This is a genomic window from Micromonospora sp. NPDC049374 (assembly GCF_040677165.1).
In the GTDB taxonomy this organism is placed as follows: Bacteria; Actinomycetota; Actinomycetes; order Mycobacteriales; family Micromonosporaceae; genus Micromonospora.
Genome location: NZ_JBFAQH010000017.1, coordinates 95,189 through 122,178, shown reverse-complemented (window position 1 = coordinate 122,178; position 26,990 = coordinate 95,189). Strand labels below are relative to the sequence as shown.

The window sequence follows — 26,990 nt, the reverse complement described above, 5'->3', positions numbered from 1 at the left end:
GTGCGGACTTCGTTGCTCGATGCGCTGGCAGACCGGATCCTCGTCACCGATGGGGCGATGGGGACGATGCTGCAGGCTGCGGACCTGACCCTGGACGACTTCGACGGCCTGGAGGGGTGCAACGAGATCCTCAACGTCACCCGGCCGGACGTCGTCCGCGGGGTTCACGAGGCGTACCTGGCGGCGGGCGCGGACTGTGTGGAGACGAACACCTTCGGCGCGAACCTCGCCAACCTCGGCGAGTACGACATCCAGCACCGGATCCGGGAGCTGTCCGAGGCCGGTGCCCGGATCGCCCGCGAGGCAGCCGACGCGTACAGCTCGTCCGAGCGGCCCCGGTTCGTCCTCGGGTCGATCGGCCCCGGCACCAAGCTGCCCACTCTCGGCCACGCCGCCTACGCCACGCTGCGCGACGCGTACCAGGAGAACGCCGCCGGCTTGATCGAGGGCGGCGCGGACGCGCTGATCGTCGAGACCTGCCAGGATCTGCTTCAGGTCAAGGCCGCCGTGGTCGGCTCGCACCGGGCGATGGCGGAGCTGGGCCGCAAGGTCCCGCTGATCTGTCACGTCACCGTGGAGACCACCGGCACCATGCTGCTGGGCAGCGAGATCGGTGCCGCACTGACCGCGATCGAGCCGCTCGGCGTCGACCTCATCGGGCTCAACTGCGCCACCGGGCCGGCGGAGATGAGCGAGCATCTGCGCTACCTCTCCCAACACGCCACCGTCCCGCTGTCGGTGATGCCGAACGCCGGCCTGCCGCAGCTCACCGCCGACGGTGCGATCTACCCGCTGACTCCGGTGGAGTTGGCCGACGCCATGGAACGTTTCGTGACCGAGTACGGCGTCTCCCTGATCGGCGGCTGTTGCGGCACCACCCCGGAGCACATCAGCCTGCTCGCCGAGCGGTTGGGTGGTAGCCAGCCGGGCCTGCGCGCCTCGCGTACCGATCCGGGTGTCTCCTCGATCTACCACCATGTGCCGTTCGCGCAGGACGCCAGCGTGCTGATGGTGGGGGAGCGGACAAACGCCAACGGCTCCAAGGCGTTCCGGGAGGCGATGCTCGCCGCCGACTGGCAGTCCTGCGTGGAGATCGCCCGTGGGCAGGCCCGCGACGGCTCGCATCTGCTGGACCTCTGCGTCGACTACGTCGGCCGCGACGGCACCACCGACATGCGCGAGCTGGCCGGCCGGTTCGCCACCGCCTCCACGCTGCCGATCATGCTGGACTCGACCGAGCCGGCGGTGATCGAGGCCGGCCTGGAGATGCTCGGCGGCCGGTGCGTGGTCAACTCGGTCAACTTCGAGGACGGCGACGGCCCCGACTCCCGCTACGCGCGGGTGATGCCGGTGGTCGCCGAGCACGGTGCCGCCGTGGTCGCGCTGCTCATCGACGAGGAGGGGCAGGCCCGCACGGCGGAGTGGAAGGTACGGGTGGCCGAGCGGCTGATCGAGGACCTCACCGGCCGGTGGGGGATGCACCGCTCGGACATCCTCATCGACGCGCTGACCTTCCCGATCGCCACGGGTCAGGAGGAGACCCGCCGCGACGGCATCGAGACCATCGAGGCGATCCGGGAGATCGCCCGCCGCTGGCCCGGGGTGAACTTCACGCTGGGCGTTTCGAACGTCTCGTTCGGACTGAACCCGGCGGCCCGGCAGGTGCTCAACTCGGTCTTCCTGCACGAGTGCGTGCAGGCCGGGCTCACCTCGGCGATCGTGCACGCCAGCAAGATCCTGCCGATGTCGAAGATCCCCGACGAGCAGCGCGAGATCGCCCTTGACCTGATCTACGACCGGCGTCGCGAGGGCTACGACCCGGTGCAGCGGTTTATCGAGGTCTTCGAAGGCGTGGACGCCGCCTCGGCGCGTGCCACCCGGGCCGAGGAGTTGGCGGCCCTGCCGCTCAACGAGCGGCTCAAGCGGCGGATCATCGACGGCGAGCGCAACGGTCTGGAGGCCGACCTCGATGCGGCGATGGCGGCCGGCACCGCCCCGCTGCTCATCATCAACGACATCCTGCTGGACGGCATGAAGGTCGTCGGTGAGCTGTTCGGCTCCGGTCAGATGCAGCTGCCGTTCGTGTTGCAGTCCGCCGAGGTGATGAAGACCGCGGTGGCCTACCTCGAACCGCACATGGAGAAGGCCGACGACGACGGCAAGGGCCGCATCGTGCTGGCCACCGTCAAGGGCGACGTGCACGACATCGGCAAGAACCTGGTCGACATCATCCTGTCCAACAACGGCTACGACGTGGTGAACATCGGCATCAAGCAGCCGATCTCCGCCATCCTCGATGCCGCCGAGCAGCACCGCGCCGACGCCATCGGCATGTCGGGTCTGCTGGTCAAGAGCACCGTCATCATGAAGGAGAATCTGGTCGAGATGGCGTCGCGGGGGGTCGCGGAGCGCTGGCCGGTCCTGCTCGGCGGCGCCGCACTGACCCGGGCGTACGTGGAGGACGACCTGCGGTCGATGTTCCCCGGCCAGGTGCACTACGCCCGCGACGCCTTCGAGGGGCTGTCCCTGATGGACCGGGTGATGGCCGCCAAGCGCGGCGGTGCGCCGGTCATCGATCCCGAGCGGGAGGCCGCTCTCGCCGCCCGGCGGGCCCGCCGGGAACGGCAGCGTGCGGTGGTCGCCGAGTCGCTGCCGGAGCTGCACGACACCTCGGTACGCTCCGACGTCGCGGTCGACGTGCCGGTGCCGGTCGCACCGTTCCACGGCACCCGGGTGGTCAAGGGGGTGCCGCTGGCCGACTACGCGGCACTGTTGGACGAGCGGGCCACCTTCATGGGCCAGTGGGGTCTGCGCGGTGCGCGCGGTGGCAAGGGCCCGTCGTACGAGGAACTGGTGGAGACCGAGGGCCGGCCGAGGCTGCGCTACTGGCTGGACCGGCTGATCGCCGACCAGGTGTTGGAGGCGGCCGTGGTCTACGGCTACTTCCCGGCCTACTCCGAGGGCAACGACCTGGTCGTCCTGGACGAGAACGGGCACGCCGAGCGGGCCCGGTTCACCTTCCCCCGGCAGCGGCAGGAGCGGCGGCTGTGCCTGGCCGACTTCTTCCGCCCGCGCGGCGAGGAACTCGACGTGGTCGCGTTGCAGCTGGTCACCGTCGGTCAGCCGGTCAGCGAGTACGCGGCGAAGCTGTTCGCCCGCAACGAGTACCGCGACTACCTGGAGGTGCACGGGCTGTCGGTGCAGCTCACCGAGGCCCTCGCCGAGTACTGGCACAAGCGGGTCCGGGCCGAGCTGCGGCTGCCCGACGGCCGCACCGTCGCCGACGACGACCCGACCGACCTGGCTGGCCTGCTGGGCACCGACTACCGGGGCTGCCGGTACGCGTTCGGCTACCCGGCCTGCCCCGATCTGGAGGACCGGGCGAAGATCGTGGAGCTGCTCGGTGCCGAGCGGATCGGTGTGCAGCTGTCGGAGGAGTTCCAGCTGATGCCGGAGCAGGCCACTGACGCCATCGTCGTCCACCACCCCGAGGCCAGCTACTTCAACGCCAAATAGGCGGTGGAGGTCGGGCAACCGGTCTGAGCTGGGCGAACATAGATCACGCTTCCTTGCTTGGGCGCATGGTGGGCACATCGACCTCACGGCGGAAAGCGGCGTCGATCGCGACGCGGGAACGCTCGTCGTCGTCCGGAACACGGCGCGCGGTGGCCACCGGGAGTTCTCGGCGGGTGGCTACGTCGACGGCTCCGGCCCGAAGGGCGTCGACAGCGTGCCGGCGGTCCTGGCCCCCGGTGGCGTGCTCACGTCCGCCGAGGTGGATCGGCTCGGTGGCAAGGATGGTTTCGACCGGCTGCGCCAGGTGATCGCGTCTGGTGGCCGCTCGACGGCGGGCGGAGCAACCGCCGGCGGCGGGACGGCGGTCGCGACGGCACCTCAGCCGGTGCACGTCGTGGTGGAGCTGCGCGCACCGGGCGGCAGTCTGGAGGCCGAACTGATCCGCATCCTGCGCCGCGAGGTACGCCTGATCGGCGGCGGCAACGTCCAGTTCACCCTGGGCTCTTGAGCGGCGTGCCTACCGGGCCAGCCGGACCACGGCCGGGCGGACCGCCCAAACCAACCGGCCCCCGCCGGCCCGTCACCGGGCGGACCGCGCCGATCTGACATCCGCTCACCGTCGAAACCGCCACCGCGACGGCGGCCCTGACGGGATCGGCCAACCTGTCCCGCGCTGACCGATCCCGTCTTCTATGCGGGGATGGCCTCGGACTGAGTGGCACGGATGACCGGCGGATACGGCAACGTTGTCCGGGCAATCTCGCCGTCGCTCGTCTTCTCCCACGCGGTGTTGGTGTGATCGATGAAGCAAGCAGTGACAGGCGCAGTGCCGGTCCTCGGCACCCACGGTCCGGGTACGTGGACCGTGCCCTTGTAGTCCTGCCGCACCGGTACGGCCTCGCCGGGTGCGATCAGCGGAATGGGCCTCAGGATGAGATAGCGGCCGTCCTCAGGAAGCTCCACAACCAGGGCCACATTGCGCAGGGGTGTCGCTCCGAAGTTGTTCAGGTTGACCACCACCCCGCTGATGTAGTCACCGCCCTGGCCGTACGTGCTGAATCGAGCCCGGGAGACGACGAGCGAGCGGGGCACGTCCAGTCGGGCCTCGTGCCGTTCCTCGGCCAGCAGACGCTCCGCCTCGGCGGCCCGCTGACGTTCATGCAGCAGCAGCATGGCGGCCGCGCCGGCTGCCGCCAGGCCGGCAATCACGCCGCCGATGCTTCCCCACGCCTGCATCCAGTCGGTGACCTTCGGGCGCTCCGGACCGGTGTCGGGGGCGTTGGCCACCGCCCACGCCGCAATACACAAGACCACGGCGACGGCGAACAGGACGGCAGTGCCGGCCAGGAGTAGGCCCATCTTGCGGTCGATCTTCACCACGGCATCTTCCGTCGCGCCGGGTGGGTGGTGGTGTCGCCTCGCCGACACAGCCTGGCTCGCGTGATGGCCGCTGTCGTGGCGTCCTGGTGCCGAGTACCGTCGACTGTGGCGGCCCGCCGGTGTGGAGGCCGGCAGGTCGCCGCCCAGTCCTCCACCTGGGAGCTTCGCCATGCCGCCACGCGCGCACACCATCGTTGACCCGCGATTCCCCGCCGAGCTGGCCCGGCTGCGCCGTGAGCGTGGCCTGTCGCTGCGCCAGCTGGCCGCCGCGGTGAACCACGGCAAGAGCGTCATTCACCAGCTGGAGACCGGGCAGACCCGGCCCGCCGTCGACATCGCCGCCCGCCTCGACGAAGCACTCGCCGCCGGTGGTGCGCTCGCCGCGATGGTCGTCGACGCGCCCGACGGCGGCGACCGCGCCGCCTACGTCGCCGCGCGTCCGGGCCGGGTCGACCTGGCCGGGGTGCGCGCCCTGGGTGATGTGCTCGCCGGTTACCGGCGGCTGGAGGACTCCATCGGCGCCGCCGCTGTCCTGCCGCCCGTCCGTGCCCAGCTCGACACGGTGGTGTCGCTGCTGGGCGAGGCCGACCACCAGGTCCGGCCAGCGGTGGTCGACGTGGCCGCGCAGTGGGCGCAGTTCGCCGGTTGGCTGGGCATCGCCAACGGCGACGACCGGACCGCCCGCACCTGGCTTGATCGTTCCCTGCACTGGTCGACGGAGGCCGGAAACGCCGATCTGACCGCCACGGTGTTGTCCTTCCAGGGCCACCGGGCCGAGGGTCGCGGCGACCTGCCGGAGATGATCGGGCTGTCCCGCGCCGCCCGCCGTGACCCGCGCGCCAACACGGCGCTGCGCGCGTACTCCGCCGGGCAGGAGGCGCGTGGGTTGGCCATGGCTGGGGCGTGCCCTACCGAGGTGCGGCAGATGCTGACGCAGGCTGCCGACCTGGCCGGCGAGGCGACAGAATCGCCACTGCCCGCGTGGGGCTACTGGTACACCCCCGCCTTCTACGCGGTGCAGCAGGGCATCGTGTGGCGGTACCTCGGCGACCGGGACGCCCAAGCCAACGACCGGGCCGTCGAGCTGCTGACCGCCGGCACGGCCGGGGTGGACGAGACAGCCGACGGTGCCGACTGGCACGGCCGGCACCTCGTCCACCTGGCCGTCGCCCACGGCAGGGCCGGCGACGGCGGCGCGGCGCGACAGGTGCTGGAGCGGGCACGGTCGATCGCCTCGGTGACGGCGTCGCGGCAGTTGGCCGGGCAGGTCGACGCGGCTGTCCGTGATCTGGGCCTGTCCGTGACGCCGTAGCGGACGCCGCACCCCTGACCTGGGCACACTCCGTCATCGCACGATGCTCGTGGGTGGTGGCGGTGCTCCCCGACGTACCGCCGCCGCCCGTCCCGAGCTGGCGGAGGTGGTGGCGGTGGGCAGGTGGCGCAGGTTCTGGCAGCGGCTGCGACAGCGACCCGTACCGCCGGGCACCGGACAACGCTGGCAGGACATCGAGCGGGACGCGGCCCGGCAACGCCTGCTCGATCAGGCGCGCCGCAACGCCCGGTGGCCGGCATGACGTATCGGATCGTGTCGTACCGCGACGCCATGGCCGCTGAGGCGGCCCGGATCGGCCGCGCCGTCGAGGCCCTGCCCGCACGGCTCGGCGACCAGCACACGCCGCTGCGGCCCGACTGGACGTGCGGGACGTGTGAGCCGGGCACGCCGTGGCCCTGCTCTCCGGCGCGGGTCCGGTTGGCCGAGGCGTACGGGCGCGATCGGGTGACCCTGTCGATGTTCCTCGGGGCGTTGCTCACGGCCGCGCTGGACGAGTCGCCGAACGCCGATCCGGGGGAGCTGGTCACCCGGTTCACCGCCTGGACGCGGTGCGCCTGCGCGCCGTAGCGCCCTGAGGGTCCACCCGGGGACAGATCCGGCTGGACCCTCAGGGATTGCGTACCCGGGTTCGCAATCGCTACCCGGCGCTGCCGTTCAGGTGGCGTCGTGCCGTCCGGGCGGACACCCCGGCCAGTCGGGCGATGTCCGCGACCGGCGCGTCCGGGTCGGCGTCCCGCGCGGCCAGCACCCGCTCCGCGCTCGACGGTCGGCCGCCGCTGCTCGGCGGGGTTTTGACCGCCTGGCCGTCGACGTGTCCGTCCTCGGACACCCGGGCGCCGCCGAGCATCTCGACGACCAGCAGCAGCGCCAGCGCCGGCCACGCCGAGATCACCCGGGCCACCAGGTCCGGCGGCGCGGCGAGCACGTTCGCCACGATCGACGCGGCCACCCCGACCACGAACGACACCCGGGCGGACAGCCGTGGCCGTAGCCCGGCCGCCCGGTCATCGGCCATGACCGCGCTGGCCACGATGAGCATCCCGTCGACGGAGACGGGCAGGACGTTCGCCAGCAGGGGACCTTGCCCGTGCGTCGCGACGAGGTCCCGCATGTGGGAGTAGGAGGCGACCGCGGCCACCCCGGCGACGGTCGTTGCCGAGGCGACGCGTGCGATCCGGACCAGGTTCACCGGGCCTCACCCCGCATCCACGCCTCGAGGTCGGCGACCAGCTGCGCGCCGTCGCTGGCCGCCGCCTGCTCGTCGGCACGGGCGATCCGGGCCGCCTCGCTGATGCCGGCGATGATCTGCGCCGCCTCGTCCGGGGTGTACGTGTCGTGGGCGTTGAGCGCCACGTCGGTGGGGGTGCGGGTGCCGGTCTCCAGGTTGTCCACGGCCACCAGCGACACCACCGCAACCGTGTCGTAGTCGCGCAGCACCACCGCAACGTCGGCGTAGTGGCCGCGGCTCTGCACCGCGAGATCGTCGGCGAGTTGCTCCGGTTCGTCGTGGTCGGTGGTGCACCAGCTGGGGCACCGGTACGGCTCGCGCTCTGGCTGGACTGATGCGTCTGCATCAGACGCGCCGGCCTGCCGGGTGAGGTCGTCGAGCAGCGTCGGATCGCCGTTGTCCGCAGCGTCGACCGCCCGCACCAGCTCGGCCAGGCTGTCCCGCAGCCGCTGATCCTTGCTGGCCTGCTCCGCCTTCCCGGCGGCGTATCCGGCATCGAACGCGCCGGCCGCCTTCCGTCGGGCGTGCACCCGACGGCGGGCACCGCCGGCCGGGCGGCGGTTCGTCTCCGGCCTCCACCACCGCTCCGGCCGGCTCACCGGGGACCACCCGCCCGCATCCATCGGGGTCTCGGTGCCGCCGGCTGCTCGTTCCGGCGCAGCATCGACGGCCGCCTCGTGTCTGGCATGCCAGACGTCGGCCGCTCGACGACGGCACCCAGCCCGCCGGAGCGCACCATCTCCGGACGGTCCGGCTCCGTGACCCGGGTGGCGGCGTTCGCCTGCGGGTCACGGGCCATCCGGGCCATCAGGACCGGCGACGCCACCAGCACGCCCGGCAGGCCGGCAACGTCCGGGGTGACGATCAGGTCCACCTCACCGTCGGCCACCAGGCGGTGCGCGTGCCGGAAGTCCTCGGGCCGCACCAGCGCCATCAGTTCCGCGCCGACCTTGTCGAGCCAGGCCAGCACCCGGGCCTGCCCGCGAGGGTCAGCGGCGTCGATCAGCAGCACCACACGGGTACGGGCGTTCATCGCCGACCGCCCCGCTCCAGGTCGACCAGGGCCCGGATGCGGTTGGACAGGGCGATGGCCTGCGCCAGCGGCAGCACATGCCCGTCCGTCTCGTCGGGGCCGGCGATGAACTCCACCTCGACCAGCGCGGCGGTGTCGGCGATGAGCAACTGGGCGAGCCACAACCGCACGGCGAGGATCTCCGTGCCGTCGGGGTTGGCCTCCAGGGCGACGGACCGGTGTTCGTCCCGGCCGGCGCAGTTCTGCCGGTCGCACCACGCCGGGTGAGGCGTGATCGACGGCTCGGCGACCGGCGCCGGGGCGGTCAGGATGCGGACGGCGGTCGGGTCTGTGAAGTCCATGCCGTCGCCGCAGCGCTTCACCTCGGTGCCGCCGGCTAGGCGGTGGGTGGCGAACCCGGCCGCCTCCAACACGGTGACGGCCTGGTTGGCGTGATCGGGGCAGACGTACACCGAGGTCGAGCGTGCCGTGGATCCGGCCGTCGAGCGGCGCGTATGCCTCGATCCGGATCGTGGCGGGCCGTCCGCAGACGGGCAGGGTCGGTATCGTGCTCATGGGTCGCCTCCACGGGGCGATCTGAGGGCCCGCCCGGAGTTGCAGTCTCCGCGTCCGGGCCCGCCTAATGGCGGGGGTCGGTGGGCACATCTTGGGCACTCGCCACCGACAAACGCCGAAAGTTGTTGACAGTCAGTGAGTGGCGTTTCGCTTGCTCACAGGCCCTTTCCGGGCCGTCATCGCAGGTCTCGGGCTTGCCGGGATATCTTCAACGCCAAGTGACGACCGCAGGTGCCGTGACCTGCACTTCCGGCACCTGCGGAAAGCGCTGAACCACGATCTTGCCGTCTCCAGGCCGTCACGGGCTTCCGGCTCGTCATCGTCGGCCTGGTCCTCACCGAACGCCTTGTCGATGGCCCGGCGGGTGCGGTCCTCGCTGGTCGGCAGCAGGTGGGTGGCGGCGCAACCTGCGGAGAGCCAGAGTTGGTACCTAGCACTTGATCTCGGTTCCGGTAGGACGATGTCGTGGGGAGCCGATGGCAAGCCGGAGGTTGAGGGGTGCGTGGCCGGACGCTAGGTGCGCCGCGAGAGACTGTGCGGCGACAAGGCCGAGAGGCGTACGAACGACTTCGCACGTCCTTCATCGTCGCGGCGCAGGCTGGTGTGGCGGCTGAGCTGTCTTGGTTCATCACGCGCGAAGTGCTGGGCAACGCGGAGCCGTTGTTCGCGCCCGCCGTAGCGGTCGGCACGATCGCGGGAGCCTTCAGTAATCGGATCAGGCGAACGATCGAAATGCTCGCCGGGGTTATCGCCGGGGCAGTGGTTGCGCATTTGATTACACGGGCCATCGGAGTAGGGCCGGTACAGACCGGCGTGGTCGTGGCGATCGCCATCTCCGCGGCTGTCTTGTTTCGGGGCAGCGGCGGGGTGATGGCGCAGGCAGGAGGCACGGGCCTGCTGTTGGCGTCGGTGGCGCAAGGACCCGATCTGGCTGTGGCGCGAACGGAAAGTGCCCTGGTCGGTGGCGTTGTTGCGATCGCCGTCGCGTTTCTGATTCTGCCGCTCAACCCGGTGCGCGTCCTACACCGCGCTACCGGTAAGACAATGGATGCCTTCGCCCGTGAACTGACCGCTACCGCTACGGCCCTGGCCCACCGTGACCGTCAACAAGCCGAGGACGCCCTGAAGCGCTTCTCCACCACCTGGGAACAGAGATCAAAGACGACGGACCTGGTTGCCGCAGCGCGGCAGGTCGTGGTCCTCTCACCGTGGCGGAGACGACGGCTGGGGATTGTGCGCCAGTACGAGCACGCCGCCGAGCACCTCGAGAACGCCTACACCAGTGCCCACGACATAGTGCACTGGACGGTAGCGACCGTACGGGCCGGTGAACCGGTACCGCCCGGCCTTCCCGCGTCGATCGAGCAAACCGGCCAGGCGCTGAGGCTCCTGTACCGCGACTTCTTCGCCGCCCGGGAGCCAGCCCCGACGCGAACGCGCGCATTGCGGGCGATCAAGGAACTCGACGAAGCCTGCGCCGACGGCGTCGAGTTCTCCGGCAATGTTGTCGTCTCACGAGTGCGCGCTGTCGTCGGCGAGTTACTCCAGGCGTCCGGACTGCCACAAGCCGAGGCGAATCGCCTGGCCCACATCAGGCCCAACTGAGACTGACAAGGACGACTGCCGCGTCCGAGGTGAAGCGATGTGGCGTCCGCTTTGACCGTCGGTGCCTGCCAGCGAGATCAATACAACGCCAGTGATCATCGCAGGTCCCTGAACCAGGCTGACGTATCGGCTTGTGCCGGATTTCGGGTGCCTACGCAGGCGGGTCCACTCGTTTGAGTTCGGTCCAGCCGGTCCAGCCTCGCTCCTTGAGCAACTCGATCAGCCGGCGGGCCGGTGGCACGGTGTCGAACGCCAGTGCGTCCATCAGCGTGACCAGGGGAGGCGCGATGGCGGTGTCGTCGATGTAGTTGTCGCCCCGTTCGTCGGCCATCCGGGTGATGTAGGCGGCCAGTTCGTCGGCCAGCTCGACCAGTTGCGGGTCGTCGGTGCGGTCGAGGGCATTACCCAGGGTGAGATAGAAGCCGATGAGTTGTGGGTCGGCGAGCTGCTCCCGCTTGCGTGCCATCCACTCGGGGACTCGTTCCGGTGACCTCGCGGCCAGCGGGATCCAGCCGTCGCGCTCGACTTGAACGATCCGTTCGTCGACCCCGAGGGCCCGCAACCGGTCGAGATGCTCGATCACCACCGGGGGCAGCACCAGGCTGTCTCCGGAGGTCAGGCGGGCGATCCGTTCCCGTTGCCGGTGCCGTTGCCGGATCTCCGCCCGTAGCCGCTTGTCGATGTCCGCGACCGCCTCGGCGAACTCCTTCTCGTCGGCTTGCAGCAGTTCCCGTACCCGGGCGAGCGGGACCCCGGCCTCGGCGAGGGTCCGGATTCTGATGAGCTCGACCATGGCGGTGGCGTCGTACCTGCGGTAGCCGGAGTGGTCCCGCTCCGGCTCCGGCAGCAGGCCCTTGGCGTGGTAATGCCGTACCGCCCGCACTGTCACACCGGCGTATGACGCCAGCTCACCGATGGTCAGCATCGCCTCAGTCTGCTACGGCGCGGTCGAGGGAGTCGGCCTGGCCGGTCGCGTCCTGGGTGGTTCGGATGATCTGCGCGATCTCGTGGGCGTGCGTGAAGGCCAGCCGATGGTCGGCGTCGAGCCAGAACGTGGCGATGTGCGGCTGCTCGCGGACGAGCCGCTCGACGCCGGCCCGCCAGTTGTGGTTGAGGCGCAGGGCCGGTTCTTCGCCGCTGTCGCCGGCCATCGAGGTCGACATGATCATGCGGATGGGCCGGTCGATCTTCCGGTAGCGGTGCAGTAGCCCGGACCGAACCACATCGATCTCGGCATTCAAGTCAAAGATCTCCTGGGCGGTGAGCAACACTTGGCGGGCGGTGCCCCGTAAGGATTCCTGCTGCGTTGCCAAGTCCTTCCACATCGCGAGAAACGCCGCCGCGTCGGCCTCGGTGATGAACGGTTCGGGGACCGGATTCGCCCCGTCGATGAGCACCAGCGCGGCGAGGGTGTCAGGATGCTCGGAGGCATAGCGCACGGCCAGGTCCGCACCCAGTGAATAGCCCACGAGCAGGGGCGCCGAGTGTGGGTCGAGGCTTTCCAGCGTCGCCATCACGGCCGCGAGGTCGCTGAGGAAATCCTCGAAGGAGTACCGGTCGGCGGCGGAGGCGCGGCCATGGCCGCGCAGGTCGAAGCTCACCACGTCGTGGTCGTGCCGCAGCAACTCGGTCAGCTCGTGCAGGTCCGCCTGGGTCGAGTTCAACCCGGGACACAGGACCAGCGGACGTCCCCGTCCGCCGCGAGACACCGGGATCGTGACGCCGTCGTGGTGGACCGTGAAATGCCGCACCGAATGCTCGTCCTGCTCGACGCGTTCGCCATTTCTACCGTGGCCGCCGAGCGACCTGGACGGTTTGGTTACCTCGTTCGCACTGGAGTTCGTGGTCATGCCGTCATCTTCAGAGGTTGACCCTGCGTCAAGGTCAACCGCTGGGCACCTACTGAGGACGCTGCGGTTCTGCTACGCACCAGCGGCTGGGTGGGTAGCCGGATGTGACGTCCGTTGCGGAACACGCCGACACACCATCTGGTGTCTTGCGTTCGAGGGCGGCCCATATATGGTGTCACTCGTAGCTGGTTCGGCGCCCATCCGGGGCGGCCGAGGCAAGAGGGAACCCGGTGTGAATCCGGGGCTGCCCCGCAGCGGTGAGTGGGAACGACAGCCGTCACACAGCACTGGGCCCCGGCCTGGGAAGCGACGGCCAGTAGGAGCGCGCGAGCACGCCCACGAGTCCGAAGACCTGCCAGCACGCCGCCCGCACTCGTGGGCGGCGGCCGCAGGCCGCGTGGGACGGCCGACGCCAGGAACGGGCCGTGCCGCCTGCGCGGATCCCGTGGCGTCCTCCCGCGTGTCCGAGGCCCTGAGCAGACGGCGCGAGGAGAGAGACGTGACGGTCGTGCGGGAGATGCCGGCCTCCGACGCAGGTGTGTCGGAGCAGCGCCGGCAGGTGATGCAGGTCCGCAAGCGCGACGGCGCCACGGAACCGGTGGACGTCAACAAGATCGTCCGGGCGGTGGAGCGGTGGGTGGCCGACCTCGACGAGGTCGATCCGCTGCGGGTGGCCACCAAGACCATCAGCGGCCTGTACGACGGTGCCACCACCGCCGAACTGGACAAGCTGTCCATCCAGACGGCCGCCGAACTGATCGGTACGGAGCCGCAGTACTCGAAGCTGGCGGCGCGGCTGCTGGCCGCGTACGTGGACAAGGAGGTCCGTGGACAGCAGGTGGCCAGCTTCAGCCAGTCCATCCGGTACGCCCACGGCCTCGGGCTGATCGGGGACGAGACAGCCGCGTTCGTGGCCCGGAACGCGCGCAAGCTGGACGACGCGGTCGACCCCGACGGTGACCTGCGGTTCGAGTACTTCGGACTGCGCACCGTCGCGGACCGGTACCTGCTGCGGCATCCGCAGACCCGCCTGGTGGTGGAGACGCCGCAGTACTGGCTCCTGCGGGTGGCCTGCGGGCTGTCGCAGACACCGGGCGAGGCGATCGGGTTCTACCGGCTGATGTCGAGCCTGGCGTACCTGCCGAGTTCACCGACACTGTTCAACTCGGGAACCCGGCACACCCAGATGTCGTCGTGTTTCCTTGTCGACTCGCCGCGCGACGAACTCGACTCGATCTACGAGCGGTACCACCAGGTGGCGAAGCTGTCGAAGTTCTCCGGCGGCATCGGCATCTCCTGGTCGCGGGTCCGGGGCCGGGGCGCGTTGATCCGGGGCACCAACGGCAGGTCCAACGGCATCGTGCCGTTCCTCAAGACGCTCGACGCCGGGGTGGCGGCGGTCAACCAGGGTGGCCGCCGCAAGGGCGCGGCCTGTGTGTACCTGGAGCCGTGGCACCCGGACATCGAGGAGTTCCTGGAGCTGCGGGACAACACCGGCGAGGAGTCCCGGCGTACCCACAACCTGAATCTGGCCAACTGGATCCCGGACGAGTTCATGCGCCGGGTCGAGGCCGACGGCGACTGGTCGCTTATCGACCCGTCGGACGCACCCGAGCTGCCGGACCTGTTCGGCGAGGCGTTCGACGAGGCGTACCGGGCCGCGGAGAAGAAGGCCGTGCGGACGGTGAAGGCCCGCGACCTGTACGGCCGGATGATGCGTACGCTCGCGCAGACCGGCAACGGTTGGATGACGTTCAAGGACGCGGCGAACCGGCTGTCCAACCAGACCGGTGTGCCCGGCAACACGATCCACCTGTCGAACCTGTGCACAGAGATCCTGGAGGTCAACAGCGACACCGAGACGGCCGTGTGCAACCTGGGGTCGGTCAACCTGGGCGCGCACGTCACCGCCGACGGCGTCGACTGGGAGAAGCTGCGCGCGACGGTACGCACGGCCGTGGTGTTCCTCGACCGGGTGATCGACATCAACTACTACCCGGCTGAGCAGACGGCGGTGTCGAATCCGCGCTGGCGTCCGGTCGGGCTCGGCCTGATGGGGCTGCAGGACGCGTTGTTCACCCTGCGGCTGCCGTTCGACTCGGCGCCGGCGCGGGAGCTGTCGACCCGGGTACAGGAGGAGATCTTCCTGACCGCGCTGGAGACGTCGGCCGGGCTGGCCGAGCGGTTCGGCCCACACCCGGCGTACGCCGAAACCCGGGCCGCGATGGGTGAGCTGCATCCCGACCTGTGGGGCGCGGAGGTGACGCAGGAGCAGCGGTGGGCCGCGCTGCGGGAGCGGATCGCCCGTCACGGCCTGCGCAACTCGCTGCTTGTCGCGATCGCGCCGACCGCCACGATCGCCTCGATCGCCGGTTGCTACGAGTGCATCGAGCCGCAGGTGTCCAACCTGTTCAAGCGCGAGACGATGTCCGGTGAGTTCCTCCAGATCAACACCTACCTGGTCCGGGAGCTGAAGGCGCGTGGGCTGTGGACGGCGCCGATCCGGGAGCAGATCAAGCGGGCCGAGGGGTCGGTGCAGGGCATCGCCGAACTGCCCGAGGAGGTGCGGGAGCTGTTCCGTACCGCGTGGGAGCTGCCGCAGCGGGCGCTTGTCGACCTGGCCGCCGCCCGTGCGCCGTTCGTCGACCAGTCGCAGTCGCTGAACCTGTTCCTCAGCGCGCCGACCATCGGCAAGCTCTCCTCGATGTACCTGTACGCCTGGAAAGCCGGGCTGAAGACCACCTACTACCTGCGGTCGCGTCCCGCGACCCGGATCCAGCAGGCCACCGTCGCCGTCACCCCGGCGGTCAAGCCGATCGTCGCGGTAAGCGACGACGAGGCGCTGGCCTGCTCCCTGGAAAACCCCGAGAGCTGCGAGGCCTGCCAGTGACCACCGTTTCCGAACCCGACACCGGCCGGCGGCAGATGCTGCTCGACCCCGGTATGGACCTGACCCTGCGACCGATGCGCTACCCGCAGTTCTTCGACCGGTTCAAGGACGCCATCAAGAACACCTGGACCGTCGAGGAGGTCGACCTGCACTCCGACCTCGCCGACCTGGCCAAGCTGTCCCCGGCGGAGCAACACCTGGTGTCCCGACTGGTCGCGTTCTTCGCCACCGGCGACACCATCGTCGCCAACAACCTCGTACTCAACCTCTATCAGCACGTCAACTCGCCGGAGGGCCGGCTCTACCTGTCGCGGCAACTGTTCGAGGAGGCGGTGCACGTCCAGTTCTACCTGAACCTCCTGGACACCTACGTGCCGGACGAGCGGGAACGGTTCGCGGCGTTCGCGGCGGTGGAGAACATCCCGTCGATCGCCCGCAAGGCCGAGTTCTGCTTCAAGTGGATCGACTCGATCTTCGAACTGCGGGAGCTGAAGACCCGCGAGGACCGGCGGTCGTTCCTGCTGAACTTGATCTGCTTCGCCGCCTGCATCGAGGGGCTGTTCTTCTACGGCGCCTTCGCCTACGTGTACTTCCTGCGGTCCCGGGGCCTGCTGCACGGCCTCGCCTCCGGCACCAACTGGGTGTTCCGGGACGAGTCGATGCACATGGCCTTCGCCTTCGACGTGGTCGACACCGTACGCGCCGAGGAGCCGGACCTGTTCGACGCGGAGATGGAACAGCAGGTCCGGGACATGCTTGCCGAAGCCGTCGAGTGCGAGGTGCAGTTCGCCGCCGACCTGCTCGAACAGGGCGTGTCCGGGCTGTCCCTGGCCGACATGCGCGAATATCTCCAGCACGTCGCCGACCGCCGGTTGGCGCAGCTGGAGATCGAACCGCGGTACGGGTCGAAGAATCCGTTCGCCTTCATGGAGTTGCAGGACGTGCAGGAGCTGTCCAACTTCTTCGAACGGCGGGTGTCCGCCTACCAGGTCGGGGTCACCGGCACGGTCGCCTTCGACGACGACTTCTGAGGGCGGTCCGGCCTCACCCGCGCGGACCGGGGTCGGCTCGGCGATTCACCGCCGGGTCGGCCCCGGTCCTCGGGCTGCCTCAGACCTGATCGGCGATCAGGTACGGCATCCGGTGCCCGGTTCGGTGCCGCTCATGCGGCACTCCTTTCCACGGCGGGCTGATCGTGAGGGTGGTACAGCAGGTGGATCGCGCCGTCGAGGTCGAGACGCTGAATGCCGATGCCGTAGACGGGTTCGAGAACGGCAGGGTCGAGGACCTCCTCGGTGGTGCCGGCGGCGGCGACGCCGCCCTGGCCGAGCAGGACCAGGTCGTCGCAGTAGCGGGCAGCGAGGTTCAGGTCGTGCAGCACCACCACGGCACAGGTGCCGAGGTCGCGTACCAGCCGCAGGATCTCGTGCTGGTAGCGGATGTCGAGATGGTTGGTGGGCTCGTCGAGCAGCAGGTGGGTGGCCTGCTGGGCCAGCGCCCGGGCGATGAGCACCCGCTGGCGTTCGCCGCCGGAGAGGCGGGCGAAGGCCCGTGACCCCAGGTGGGCGGCACCGACCCGGGTCAGGCACTCCGCCGCGATCCGGTGATCCGCCGGCCCGGTGCGCTGGAAGGTGTTCAGGTGCGGGCCGCGGCCCAGCAGCACCAGCTCGGCCACGGTGAGGGCGGTCTCACCGCCGGTCTCCTGCACCACCACGGCCAGCCGGCGCGCGGCCTCCCGCGACGGCAGCGCGGCCAGGTCGTCACCGTCCACGACGACCCGTCCGGTGCCGCTGCGCAGCGCGCCGTAGAGCAGCCGCAGCAGGGTGGTCTTGCCACTGCCGTTGGGGCCGATCAGGCCGAGCACCCGGCCGGGGCGCGCGGTCACGCTTACCCCGTCGATCACCGGGTTGGCGCCGTAGTGCCAGGAGACCTGGGTCGCCCGGATCACGAGTCGGCCCTGAACCGCTGCACGATCCGCTCCAGACCGTCGATCGACAGTGGGCTCGGCGGCTCGGTGAAGTTGAACAGCTGGGTCATCACGTTGCCGTCCCGGACCGCGGTGAGCTGCTCGGCGCCGGGCAGGCCGGTCAGGCCCTGCTCGACCGCGGTGGGGTCGCCGTCGCTGTGGAGCAGGATCAGTACGTCGGGGTTACGGCCGAGCAGCTCCTCGACGGTGACCTCGAAGACCCGTTCCGGCGTGTCGCCGAATACGTTGCGGAAGCCGGCCGCCTCCAGCTGCGGGTGGGCCATGCTGACGGAGCCGTACGCGTACGTGGTGCCGCCGCCGACCGTCGGATACAGCACGGCGGCGGTACGACCGGACGCCGTACCCGCTCCGGCCCGGATCGTCGTCATCCGGTCCTTGAGTGCCTCTACCGCGGTGGTCGCCTCGGCCTCGCGGCCGAACACCCGCCCGTAGGTCTCCAGCTGCCGGTAGATGTCGTCGAAGCTGGGGGTGGCGGTGGTGTCCGGGCACATGGCCGGTTCCTCCAGCAGCGGGACGTCCACCGCCGAGAGGGTGTCGCGGGACAGGTTGTCGACCTCACCGAGCACCAGGTCGGGCTCCTGACTGATCACCACCTCCTTGGAGATCTGCAGGTGGCCGCTGGTGTCGGTCTTGTCGGTGAGCAGGGGAATGCGGTCCAGCTCGGCGAGGGTCGCGGCGTCGTAGTACTCCCTGGGGTACTGCCCGGCCCGGGCGGTGACCCGGTCCAGCACGCCGAGCGCGTGCAGGTACGGCACGGCCGCGCTCTTGAGCAGCACGACGCGCTCCGGCGCGGCGTCGAAGGTCACCTCCACGCCGCAGTTGGTGACGGTTACCGGAAAGCCGGGACCGGTCGCCGCCGGCTCCTCGGCGGAACCGCCGCAGGCCGCGACCAGCAGCGCGAGAACGGACGTGGCCGCGGTGACGGCGAGACGGGTTGCCTTCATCGGTGCTCCTCGGCTCATCGGGCGCTCACGCGCCGGTGAAGTGCAGACGACGGATCAGGACCAGCAGGAAGGGTGCGCCGAGCAGGGCGGTGATGATGCCGATCGGGATCTCCTGGGGGGCCAGCAGCAGCCGGGCGAGCACGTCGGCCCAGACCAGCAGGATGGCGCCGAGCAGCGCGGCCACCGGCACCACCCGGACGTGTGGGGCGCCGACGATGCGGCGGGCGAGGTGCGGCACGACGAGGCCGACGAAGCCGATGCTGCCGGCGGCGGAGACCAGCACGCCGACACTCAGTGACACCAGCACGAGCAGTCGGAGCCGGAACCGGTCTGGTGACACACCCAGGGTCTGCGCGGTCTCGTCGCCGATGGCCAGCACGTCGAGGCGTCGCCCGACGATGGTCAGGTAGCCGATCATGCCGCAGAGCACGACCGCGGCAACCAGCAGCAGGGCGTTCCACCGGGCCAGCCCGAGGGAGCCGAGCAGCCAGAACATCACCGAGCGGGCCCCCTCGGCGGACCCCGACGCGAAGATCAGGAAGCTGGTGGTGGCGTAGAGGGCGTAGCCGACGGCGACGCCGGACAGCAGCAGCCGGATCGAGGTCACCCGTCCACCGCTGCGGGCGATCAGGAAGACCAGCAGCGCCGCGCCGAGCGCGCCGAGGAAGGCGCTGCTGGACAGGGCGTACTGTCCGAAGCCGGCGCCCGCGCCGAACAGGATCGCGGCGGCGGCTCCGCTGGAGGCGCCGGAGTTGATCCCCAGCAGGTACGGGTCGGCCAGCACGTTGCGCACCATGGCCTGCAACGCCACCCCGCAGGCGGCCAGCCCGGCGCCGACGAGCATGCCGAGCAGCACCCGGGGCAGCCGGACCTGCCAGACGATGGCTTCCTGCGGTGGGGTCCAGGTCACCTCGCCGGGCAGTCCGACGAGGTGATGTCCGATGATCCGCGCCACCGTCGCCGGGGGGATACCGATCGCGCCGGACCCGACCGCGGCCACCCCGGTGAGGATCAGCGCGACCGTCAGCGCGACCAGCCAGATCCCGGTACGGCGCCGCTGCGCCGCCACGCCGAGCAGGCCCGGTCGGATCTCGGGCTGGGCGGGGAAGGTCACCACACCCATTTGCACTCCCTTAGCTCTTGCAAGGTGTTGGCAAGAAGCTAGCAGCAAGATCAGGCAGCGGAAAGCTGATGAGGCGTTGTTCACCACCTGGTCGCCCGAGACCTGCGACTTCGTCGCCGAGCGCTGCCAGGTCCCGTGGAACGCGGCCTACGGAGTGCCTCGGAGATCCTCATCCAGCCCTGGCACCGAGCACGCCCGGCGGCCCCAGTCCCGGGCCACGTCGAGCGGGTCGCCGGTGGTGAAGTCGGGCGGATCGTGCATGAGGAAGTCGCGGTGGCTGATGTTCCACGCGTAGGCGCCGGCCAACGCGAACACCAATACGTCGCCGACCGCGATCGGGACGCTGTCGGCGTCGCGGGCCAGGACGTCCTTCGGGGTGCAGAGCTGGCCGACGACGGTGACCGGACCGCCGTCGGTCCGCGGCCCGGCACCGGCCCGGGACACCACGACGAAAGGCTGGGAGTGCCCCTTGGCCGCCGGAGTGCGCAGATGGTGGGTGCCCCCGGCCACGATCACGAACCACCGGCCCTGGGACCGCTTCACGTCGATCACCTCGGTCACGTACGATCCGCAGTAGACCGCCACTGATCGGCCGGGTTCGATCCGGAGCCGGACCGTCGGGTGGGCGTCCGACACCTCACCGAGCAGCCGGCCGTAGCCGGGCCAGTCGAAGCGGTGCTCCGGGCGGCGGTAGTCGACCGCCATGCCGCCGCCGACGTTGACCTCCTCGGCGCGTACCTGCCGCACCGCCCAGTCGGTCACCTCGCGCGCCACCACGGCGGCGGTCGCCGCGTCGAGCCCGCTGGCCAGGTGCGCGTGCACCCCACGGACCCGGATCCCGTCCGGCGGGTCGGCGGCGAGCCGGACCGCCTCCTGCGGGTCCATGCCGAACGGGCTCGCCTGTCCGCCCATCACCAGGACCGCGCCCGGTGTCGCGACCGGCAGGTTCACCCGCAGCAGCACATCGGCGGTACGCCCGGCGGCGCGTGCCAGGGCGGCCAGCCGGTGCAGTTCGGCGGCGGACTCGACGTGTATCCGGTGAACGTCGGCGGCCAGCGCCGCCGAGAGATCCACATCGGTCTTGCCCGGTCCGGCGAAGGCGGCCACCCGCCGGCCCGGCAGCACGGCCGCGAGGTGGCGCAGTTCGCCCCGACTGGCGGCCTCGAAACCGTCGACCGTGGCCGCGAGGGTGCGCAGCATCCCCGGGTCGGGATTGGCCTTGACCGCGTAGAGCAGCTCGACCCGTTCCGGCAGGGCGGCCCGGACGGCAGCCGCGTGCGTGGCCAGGGCGGCGAGGTCGTAGACGTACGTCGGTCGGGTCACCCGGCACCGCCCAGCGGGTTGGGCACCGCGACGTAGGGTGCCTGCTGGTCGGCTGCCCGGTGCCAGCGGACCAGCAGGTTCGCCTTCGCGGCGAGCGCAGTGCCGTCGAGCAGCGGGGCCAGTTCGGCCGGCTCACCCAGTTGCGCGTACGTCGCCTCGACAGCCTGCCGGACTGTCCGCCACAGCCGGGGCTCGGTGCCGGGGTGGCCGTCGGCGAGCGCGCCGGCGAGACCGGCGAGATGGTTGACGAACAGGCAGTAGACGACCCGCCGGGCCGCCTGCGCGGGAGTGTAGGCGGCCTGCCGGGGGACCCGGTCGGGCCAGGCCGCCAGCCGGCCGAGATCCAGCTTCAGGCCCTCGAGGTCACGCAGGATCAGGCGTACCGGGTGGCCGTCCGGGTCCAGGACCACCAGCACGTTCTGCAGGTGCGCCTCGTGGACCACGCCGTGGCCGAGCCACAGTCGCAGCACGGTGGGTACCAGCAGCTCGACGTAGGCCCGCCACCAGTCGAACGGGTCCGGCACGGTCAGCGGGGCGGTGGCCAGCGCCGCCGCCAACACCACCCGTTCACCCGGCCGTAGATGTTCGCGCACCCCGGTCCGCAGGATGGTGCCGTACGCCTCGTCCGCCCCCGGCAGGTCGACGGTCCGGTAGCCGGGCTCCCGCAGCAACCCGACCCGCGCGGGAAGCGGCACGCGGGACAGGAACCGGGTCAACGCCACCGCCCCGGTCAACTCGTACCGGGCGTTCTTGCGCAGGCAGTTGGTGATGCGTACGTGCAGGCTGGTCTTGAGGAACAGGTCGACCGAGGGGGCGTAGAGCGTACGGACGCTCGCGGTCGGACGGACCGGTACGCCGGCCGGGCCGAGCCGGCGCAACCTCGGGTCGGTCGGCGGCACCAGGTTCAGCTGCCACGGGTGCACCGGCAGCAGGTGGTACCCGGGTGGCGCGTCCGGCGGATCCAGCGGTGCGATCAGCTCGTCGACCGGCCCGTCGCCCGCCACCAGGTCGGTGGGCACGGCGAGCCAGCTCAGCCGGAAGGTGCTGCGCAGCTCCGGGGCGTAGCGACGCCAGCTCGCCGGGTCACCGCTGCGCCACTTCGGACTGGGGTGATGCGGGTGCCCGTGCACGAGGGACTGTTCGGAGTCGACGTAGCTGTCGACCACCGGTTCGCCGGTCGGGGTGGGGTCGCGGGACGGGCGTTGCCGCAACAGTGTGGCCAGCGCGTCCCGACTACCGAGCACCTGTTCGACGAACTCGTCGTTGACCAGCCCGGTGCGGGCGGTCAGCTCGGCGGCGAGCAGCCGGGCGAGCTGCGCGCCGTCGACTGGCGCATCGGCGGCCGGCGAACCGTCGTCCGGCGCGTGGGCGGCCGGCGGGTCCGGCGCGGCCGGGTGGCGGCGGGCGACCGGTGTCGCCGCCGGCCGGCAGCGGACCGGGCCGACGTAGCGGTGCGCCAGCACGGGGGAGACCCGGGCCAGTCGGCAGGAGAGTGTCAGCCCGAGGTGCGGCAACCGGATCCGCAGGAGCCCGCCGACGGTCTCGGCGGCACCGTCGGGCGCGGCCACCTCCCGCAGGTAGCAGGAGAGCAGGGTGTGCGCGGCGGCCAGGTCGGCGGCGCGTTCCGCCGGCCCGGCGGTGGCCTCGGCGGCCTGCGGCGTCACGAGGCGCTCCGCAGGTAGTTGGGGCCGGTGCGGTGGTAGAACTTGTTCACGTCGGTGCAGCCGATCCGCTGCTTGGGCAGCAGTGTGCCGGCGGTGAGCATCGCCTTGACCGGCAACCGGTCCGCGGTCAGCACGCGGTCGACCAGCTTCCGCGCGGCGGGTGTCTCGCCCCACCGGTCGCGGGCGGCGCGCAGCCGGGGTGCGAGCGCCTCGGCGGGGGAGGGCACGGCGACGCCCTGGTCCGCCAGGGCGAGCAGGGGTGCCGACGCCGCCAGGTGAAGGGTGATCGTGACGAACATGTCGGCCAGCTCCCCGGGGTGGCGGATCCACATCCGCTGGTCGCGCAGCCGGACCGTGCCCGCGTGCCGGGGGTCCAGCCGGGCACCGTCGTTGTCCTTGTACAACAGCCGGACCGGACCGTCGGACGGTAGGACCAGGTGGATGTTCTGCGGATGTGCTTCCAACGCCACTCCGTACCGTAACCACAGGCACACATGCCAGTCGAGCAGGAGATCCAGATAGGATCCGAGGAGTTGGGTCGGGTCGTCGCCGCCGATCCGCTGGGCGACCGTGCCGGCGGTGGGATCCGCCGCGGCGAGTGCGGCCACCGGCACCACGCTCGCCCGCTCCAGGCCGGCGGGTAGCCGGCGCAGCAGAAAGGACCGCAGCTCGTCGTCTCCGCAGTGACCGAAGACGCTCTCGTCGGCGTGCGTGATCCGGTCGGCGAAGCGCGGCTGTTCCGCGGCGACACGGTCGAGCAGCGCGGCCACCGCCGCGCCGTCGGACAGCGAGTCGGGTGCCAGGGTACGGCGGTTGCGGGCACCCAGGCTCGCGGTCGACAGCGGCAGCTTCAGGTGCGTCGTCGGATCGCCGTCCAGGGCGACGGTCCGCATCGACAGGGTGGGCCGCACGGTGATGTCCGGTAGTTCGAGCACCGGCAGGTCCGACCGGTCGGCGGTGAGCGGGTGCACCGGCAGCAGCACCTGCCCGGCGTGGCGTGGCCTCGGCCACCAGGCGGGCAGCCGCCCGTTCAGCCGCAGCGTCCGAGCCGGTACGGGCAGCCAACGCAGGGCGAACGCGGGGGCGTGCTCCGGTGCGTACCGGACCAGATCGGCGCCGTCCAGGCCGTGACGGCACCGGTCGGTGGGGTAGACGGCATGGCCGGCGTGTGCGGCGAGCACGTCGTCGAGGAGGGCGCCGCCGAAGCCGGTGGGCGTATCGACCCGGGCGGCGGCGATCCGGGCGTACGTGTCGGGCCGGGTGGTCTCGGCCAGCCGGCGGGCGAGCAGGTCCTGCCGACATTCGTCGGTGAAGGCGCGCCACCCCTGCTCGGCCTCGGCGTCGTCGTCCGGCGCGAGCAGCTCCAACAGGCCCGCCAGCGTGTCCACCCGACGTGGCACCCGATCGGGCGGGTGCACGTGCAACTCGGCGCGGGCGAGGCGCACGGCGTGCTGGAAGCCGTCGGGACGAACCGGCAGGCGTAACCGGCCGGCGCGGTGCGGTGCCTGCCACCAGTCGGGGCCGTCGGGGCCGCCACCACTGCTCAAGCCGAGATGGTCCTCGCGCAGCAGGGCGTTCAACACCCGACGGAAGAGCTGCTGCTCCACCGGATCGGTCACGGGGCGATCACCCAGTCGAGTCCGGCGCGGAACTCGACAATTGCGCGACCGACGGCAGCCGGGTCCGACCCGATGCCGTGCAGGACGGCCAGGTAGTCGCGGTTGGTGCCGGTGTGCTCGGCGGTGGTTCCGATCGCCCGCAGCGGGCGGCAGCCGAGTCGGACCCCGTCGCGTACCGTGTCGACGGGCCCGGGGGCGGCGACGAGGGTGCCGCCGCGGTCGGCGCAGACGTACTCCACCCGGGCGGTCTGGTCGATCGCGGCCGGGTCGGGTAGACCGAGGTCGGCCACCGGCTCGCCGAGGTGCAGCCGGATGACGTACTCGAACAGCGGCACGTCGAGCAGCTCGGCCAGGACGAGATCCATCCGGTCACCGATCAACCGGTCGTTGACCTCGATGAGGCGGGGCCGTCCCCGGTGCACGACGAACTCGGTGTGGCAGGCGCCGAACCGTACGCCGAGCGCGTCCAGTTGAGCCCGCAGCCCGTGGACCGTCGCCGGGGCCGCCGGTGCCCACTCCAGACACAGCTCGGTGAAGGTGGGCGGCGGGCCGAGCGTGGTACGCCAGCCGCCGAGCACGGCCAGCGTACCGGTGTCACCGAGGGTGTCGTGGGTGCGGACGTCGCCGGGCAGGTACTCCTCCACCACCAGTGCCGCGTCCGGCCGGCGCCGGCGGATCTCGGCCACCCGCCGGGCCAGCTCGTCGGCGTCGGTGACCAGGTAGGCGTCCTCACTGGCGACGCCGTCACGGGGCTTGACCACGGCGGGGAAGACGTCGAACGTCGGCGGTTGCCCCGGTGCGAGCCGCCGGGCGTGGACCACGTCGAGACCGGCGTCGGCGACGGCCTGCCGGGTGGCGGCCTTGTCCTTGCAGCGCCGCGCCGCCTCGGGGTCCTTGCCGGGCAGGCCGAGCCGTCGGGCGGCGAGCGCCGTCGCGGCCTGCAGGTGATCGCTGTTGGAGAACAGCCCCACCGCGGCAGATCCTGCCCGGACCACCTCGGTGACGGCCCGCGGGTCCCGCACCGTGCAGCCCTGCGTCGGCACCGTGTCGGGCCAGTCGTCGGGCCGGTCGGTCAGCACGGTGACCGGCACGCCGAGCGCGTCGGCGGCCGGCAGCAGGCCGTCCAGCACGGAGTCGGTCGGGTTGAGGGCGGTCAGGTACAGCATCACGAGCCGGCTCGGTGGTGAGCCGTCACCGGGCGCGCCAGTAGGCCAGCGCCGCCACCTGCTCCTTGCCGACGCCCAGCCCCCGCCGCAGGTGTTTGACGATGCTGCGGGTGCTGGCCGCCTCGCAGGCCACCCAGTACAGGGCGTCCGCCTGGGCGGCGGTCAGGGCGGTGGTGACGGTGTCCACCAGGTGCTGGCCCTCGTCGCGGCGCGGCACCCACACCACCTCGTCGTGCGGCCGGGTACGCAGCGGCAGATTGCGCTCACCGTCGTGGGCGTACTCGAGCCAGATCCTGGCCGCCACGGGCCCGGCAGCGTCGAGCAGGCTGTTGACCGCAGGCAGGGACGCCGCGTCGCCGACCAGGTAGAGCCGATCGGGGGCCGGTTCGGGAGGAGCGAAGGAACTGCCTTGCACCGTCGCCTCGATGGTGTCTCCGGGCCGGGCTGTCGCTGCCCAGCGCGCGGCACAGCCATCGTGCAGGGCGAACACGAGGTGGAAACGCCCGCTGGCGGTGTCCGGGTCGACAAGCGTGTAGGCCCGTTGGTGGGGTCGGCCCGCGTTGTCGAACCACAGTCGGATCCACATGGTGGGGTGGGTGCCGCAGTCGCGCAGGAGGTCGCCCCCGTCGACGAGCAGCCGTTGGTAGCAGTCCCCGACGGGTTCGTTCTCCAGGACGGTCAGCTGGAAATTCCGACCGCCGAACGCCCTGAGGACGAGTGCTTCCCAGTTCCGTTTCACATGTGCCTCCACTGTGTGTGCGTCCGGGTGACGACGGGCCGGTCTGTCGGTGGCGCCGCGTGCCGGTCGCCGACCGGTCGGGGCCGGTCGGGGCCGATCTCTGTGCTCACGCCGTGGGGCTCAGCGGCAACGACCGCACCAACATCCGGTGCGAGCGCCAGCCCGGAAACGGGGCGAGGTCGCCGACATGGTCGAACCGGATCCGTTGCAGCGCGTGCCAGACCCGGGTGTTCGTCTCGGCGACCGCCAGCGCGACCCGCTCCTCGCGGCGCCCGGCCAGCAACTGGGTGGTCATCCGGAGGCCGAGGCGGTGCCGGCGGTGTTCGGGCAGCACGAACGCCTCGCACACGGCGAACGTGCGTCCCGCCCACTCGAGGGCCAGGTCGGGATCGTCCGTCGCCGACAGGTCACGCCACCACAGGGTCTCGGGCGGCAGTGGACAACCCAGCACCGCCCCCGCCAGACGGCCGTCGACGTAGCCGAGCGCCGCCTGGAAGCCGGGGGCCTCGGCGGTCCACCGGAGACGATCCTGCACGCTCGGCACCCGATGGTCGGGCAGGTGCAGATCTGCCGCGTGCACCTGCCGGTACACCTCGGCGAGCTGCTCGACGTCGACCTGGTCGGTGACGACGACAGTGCTGGCCAGGCCGCCGATGGTCACGGCCGTGGCGACAGACGACGCCATCGCGCCCTCCCCGTTAGTTTGGTTAGGCATACCTAACCAGGAGGGCGTCGGTCGGGCAAGTCCCCGGACCCGCCTCGCGAGGAACCGACCGCCAGGCCCGGAAACGTGTGGTGCGTTCCCGCCTTCGCCGAGGCGAGCACCGCGCCGGCTGCCGTGACGACTGCCTCCGGCGTTCCGGCGCCGACAGCCGACGGCGGTCAACGACAGGACGCCACGTGAACGCGCCGACGGAACTGCGGCGACCAGGAACGTTCGCGGTGTCGGCCGACACGCCACCTGGCCCGGCGGCGATCGACCGTCACGAGTCAGGTTCGGCGAGCAGCTGATCGCGGCCTACGCTCCGGTGGTGG

General features: G+C 71.1%; 24 protein-coding genes and 1 riboswitch. Of the genes, 8 read left to right on the top strand and 16 right to left on the bottom strand.

The genetic code is table 11. The features are described 5' to 3' along the window. Together metH and AB0J93_RS25050 are read left to right on the top strand one after the other, a co-directional pair. Entirely contained in the window at nucleotides 1-3,516 is a 3,516-nt protein-coding gene (metH, locus tag AB0J93_RS25055) for a methionine synthase (RefSeq protein ID WP_363924770.1), read from the top strand. Between the two features lie 214 nt (nucleotides 3,517-3,730). Further along, nucleotides 3,731-4,024, top strand: coding sequence for a hypothetical protein (locus AB0J93_RS25050; protein ID WP_363924769.1), 294 nt, complete (start codon nucleotides 3,731-3,733; stop codon nucleotides 4,022-4,024). Between the two features lie 182 nt (nucleotides 4,025-4,206). Here the strand turns inward: AB0J93_RS25050 and AB0J93_RS25045 are convergent, their stop codons facing one another. Further along, nucleotides 4,207-4,896, bottom strand: a complete 690-nt coding sequence (locus tag AB0J93_RS25045; RefSeq protein ID WP_363924768.1) for a hypothetical protein — start codon at nucleotides 4,894-4,896, stop codon at nucleotides 4,207-4,209. 169 nt (nucleotides 4,897-5,065) lie between these two features. On the opposite strand from AB0J93_RS25045, the gene AB0J93_RS25040 reads away from it, so the two are divergent. Genes AB0J93_RS25040 through AB0J93_RS25030 form a run of 3 tightly spaced genes read left to right on the top strand, consistent with a single transcriptional unit; the run spans nucleotide 5,066 to nucleotide 6,796 of the window. Then, on the top strand, nucleotides 5,066-6,208 hold the full coding sequence (locus AB0J93_RS25040) for a helix-turn-helix transcriptional regulator (RefSeq protein ID WP_363924767.1): 1,143 nt from the start codon (nucleotides 5,066-5,068) through the stop codon (nucleotides 6,206-6,208). A gap of 43 nt (nucleotides 6,209-6,251) precedes the next feature. Then, nucleotides 6,252-6,470, top strand: coding sequence for a hypothetical protein (locus AB0J93_RS25035; protein ID WP_363924766.1), 219 nt, complete (start codon nucleotides 6,252-6,254; stop codon nucleotides 6,468-6,470). Beyond that, entirely contained in the window at nucleotides 6,467-6,796 is a 330-nt protein-coding gene (locus tag AB0J93_RS25030) for a hypothetical protein (RefSeq protein WP_363924765.1), read from the top strand. Before AB0J93_RS25035 ends, AB0J93_RS25030 begins: the two co-directional genes overlap by 4 nt. Before the next feature lie 70 nt (nucleotides 6,797-6,866). Here the strand turns inward: AB0J93_RS25030 and AB0J93_RS25025 are convergent, their stop codons facing one another. Genes AB0J93_RS25025 through AB0J93_RS25010 form a run of 4 tightly spaced genes read right to left on the bottom strand, consistent with a single transcriptional unit; the run spans nucleotide 6,867 to nucleotide 8,942 of the window. Further along, entirely contained in the window at nucleotides 6,867-7,418 is a 552-nt protein-coding gene (locus tag AB0J93_RS25025; RefSeq protein WP_363924764.1) for a DUF2637 domain-containing protein, read from the bottom strand. After that, on the bottom strand, nucleotides 7,415-8,056 hold the full coding sequence (locus tag AB0J93_RS25020) for a hypothetical protein (RefSeq protein ID WP_363924763.1): 642 nt from the start codon (nucleotides 8,054-8,056) through the stop codon (nucleotides 7,415-7,417). The genes AB0J93_RS25025 and AB0J93_RS25020 overlap by 4 nt, the downstream gene beginning before the upstream one ends. Beyond that, on the bottom strand, nucleotides 8,053-8,490 hold the full coding sequence (locus tag AB0J93_RS25015) for a hypothetical protein (protein ID WP_363924762.1): 438 nt from the start codon (nucleotides 8,488-8,490) through the stop codon (nucleotides 8,053-8,055). Before AB0J93_RS25015 ends, AB0J93_RS25020 begins: the two co-directional genes overlap by 4 nt. Beyond that, nucleotides 8,487-8,942 carry a hypothetical protein gene (locus AB0J93_RS25010; protein WP_363924761.1) on the bottom strand — a complete coding sequence of 152 codons (456 nt, stop codon included), beginning with the start codon at nucleotides 8,940-8,942 and terminating at the stop codon, nucleotides 8,487-8,489. Before AB0J93_RS25010 ends, AB0J93_RS25015 begins: the two co-directional genes overlap by 4 nt. A 706-nt stretch (nucleotides 8,943-9,648) precedes the next feature. On the opposite strand from AB0J93_RS25010, the gene AB0J93_RS25005 reads away from it, so the two are divergent. Further along, on the top strand, nucleotides 9,649-10,650 hold the full coding sequence (locus tag AB0J93_RS25005; protein WP_363924760.1) for an FUSC family protein: 1,002 nt from the start codon (nucleotides 9,649-9,651) through the stop codon (nucleotides 10,648-10,650). Between the two features lie 151 nt (nucleotides 10,651-10,801). On the opposite strand, the gene AB0J93_RS25000 is transcribed toward AB0J93_RS25005, so the two are convergent. Further along, entirely contained in the window at nucleotides 10,802-11,575 is a 774-nt protein-coding gene (locus tag AB0J93_RS25000) for a MerR family transcriptional regulator (RefSeq protein WP_363924759.1), read from the bottom strand. 4 nt (nucleotides 11,576-11,579) lie between these two features. After that, nucleotides 11,580-12,500 carry an alpha/beta hydrolase gene (locus AB0J93_RS24995; protein WP_363924758.1) on the bottom strand — a complete coding sequence of 307 codons (921 nt, stop codon included), beginning with the start codon at nucleotides 12,498-12,500 and terminating at the stop codon, nucleotides 11,580-11,582. 169 nt (nucleotides 12,501-12,669) lie between these two features. Then, nucleotides 12,670-12,875: riboswitch (cobalamin riboswitch) on the top strand. A 142-nt stretch (nucleotides 12,876-13,017) separates the two neighbouring features. On the opposite strand from AB0J93_RS24995, the gene AB0J93_RS24990 reads away from it, so the two are divergent. Continuing rightward, nucleotides 13,018-15,390: a ribonucleoside-diphosphate reductase subunit alpha gene (locus AB0J93_RS24990; RefSeq protein ID WP_363924781.1), complete on the top strand. Its 2,373-nt coding sequence runs from the start codon at nucleotides 13,018-13,020 to the stop codon at nucleotides 15,388-15,390. A 35-nt stretch (nucleotides 15,391-15,425) separates the two neighbouring features. After that, on the top strand, nucleotides 15,426-16,421 hold the full coding sequence (locus AB0J93_RS24985; protein WP_363924780.1) for a ribonucleotide-diphosphate reductase subunit beta: 996 nt from the start codon (nucleotides 15,426-15,428) through the stop codon (nucleotides 16,419-16,421). Between the two features lie 131 nt (nucleotides 16,422-16,552). Here the strand turns inward: AB0J93_RS24985 and AB0J93_RS24980 are convergent, their stop codons facing one another. From AB0J93_RS24980 to AB0J93_RS24940, 9 genes are all read right to left on the bottom strand, one after another. Beyond that, nucleotides 16,553-17,338 (bottom strand): ABC transporter ATP-binding protein, encoded by a 786-nt coding sequence (locus AB0J93_RS24980; protein WP_363924757.1) that lies wholly within the window; start codon nucleotides 17,336-17,338, stop codon nucleotides 16,553-16,555. Then, entirely contained in the window at nucleotides 17,335-18,321 is a 987-nt protein-coding gene (locus AB0J93_RS24975) for an ABC transporter substrate-binding protein (RefSeq protein WP_363924756.1), read from the bottom strand. Before AB0J93_RS24975 ends, AB0J93_RS24980 begins: the two co-directional genes overlap by 4 nt. 25 nt (nucleotides 18,322-18,346) lie before the next feature. Then, nucleotides 18,347-19,444, bottom strand: coding sequence for an iron ABC transporter permease (locus AB0J93_RS24970; RefSeq protein ID WP_363924755.1), 1,098 nt, complete (start codon nucleotides 19,442-19,444; stop codon nucleotides 18,347-18,349). A 147-nt stretch (nucleotides 19,445-19,591) separates the two neighbouring features. Beyond that, nucleotides 19,592-20,767 carry an alanine racemase gene (locus AB0J93_RS24965; protein ID WP_363924754.1) on the bottom strand — a complete coding sequence of 392 codons (1,176 nt, stop codon included), beginning with the start codon at nucleotides 20,765-20,767 and terminating at the stop codon, nucleotides 19,592-19,594. Next, on the bottom strand, nucleotides 20,764-22,431 hold the full coding sequence (locus tag AB0J93_RS24960; RefSeq protein ID WP_363924753.1) for an IucA/IucC family protein: 1,668 nt from the start codon (nucleotides 22,429-22,431) through the stop codon (nucleotides 20,764-20,766). The genes AB0J93_RS24965 and AB0J93_RS24960 overlap by 4 nt, the downstream gene beginning before the upstream one ends. After that, nucleotides 22,428-24,050: an IucA/IucC family protein gene (locus tag AB0J93_RS24955; protein ID WP_363924752.1), complete on the bottom strand. Its 1,623-nt coding sequence runs from the start codon at nucleotides 24,048-24,050 to the stop codon at nucleotides 22,428-22,430. Before AB0J93_RS24955 ends, AB0J93_RS24960 begins: the two co-directional genes overlap by 4 nt. Then, the gene (locus AB0J93_RS24950) at nucleotides 24,047-25,216 is read right to left on the bottom strand and encodes a siderophore biosynthesis protein (protein ID WP_363924779.1); all 1,170 of its coding nucleotides are present in this window, start codon (nucleotides 25,214-25,216) and stop codon (nucleotides 24,047-24,049) included. Before AB0J93_RS24950 ends, AB0J93_RS24955 begins: the two co-directional genes overlap by 4 nt. Before the next feature lie 25 nt (nucleotides 25,217-25,241). Continuing rightward, on the bottom strand, nucleotides 25,242-25,955 hold the full coding sequence (locus AB0J93_RS24945) for a siderophore-interacting protein (RefSeq protein WP_363924751.1): 714 nt from the start codon (nucleotides 25,953-25,955) through the stop codon (nucleotides 25,242-25,244). Between the two features lie 106 nt (nucleotides 25,956-26,061). Continuing rightward, complete coding sequence (locus tag AB0J93_RS24940; RefSeq protein ID WP_363924750.1) at nucleotides 26,062-26,640, bottom strand: GNAT family N-acetyltransferase; 579 nt, start codon at nucleotides 26,638-26,640, stop codon at nucleotides 26,062-26,064. Nucleotides 26,641-26,990 lie beyond the last annotated feature (350 nt).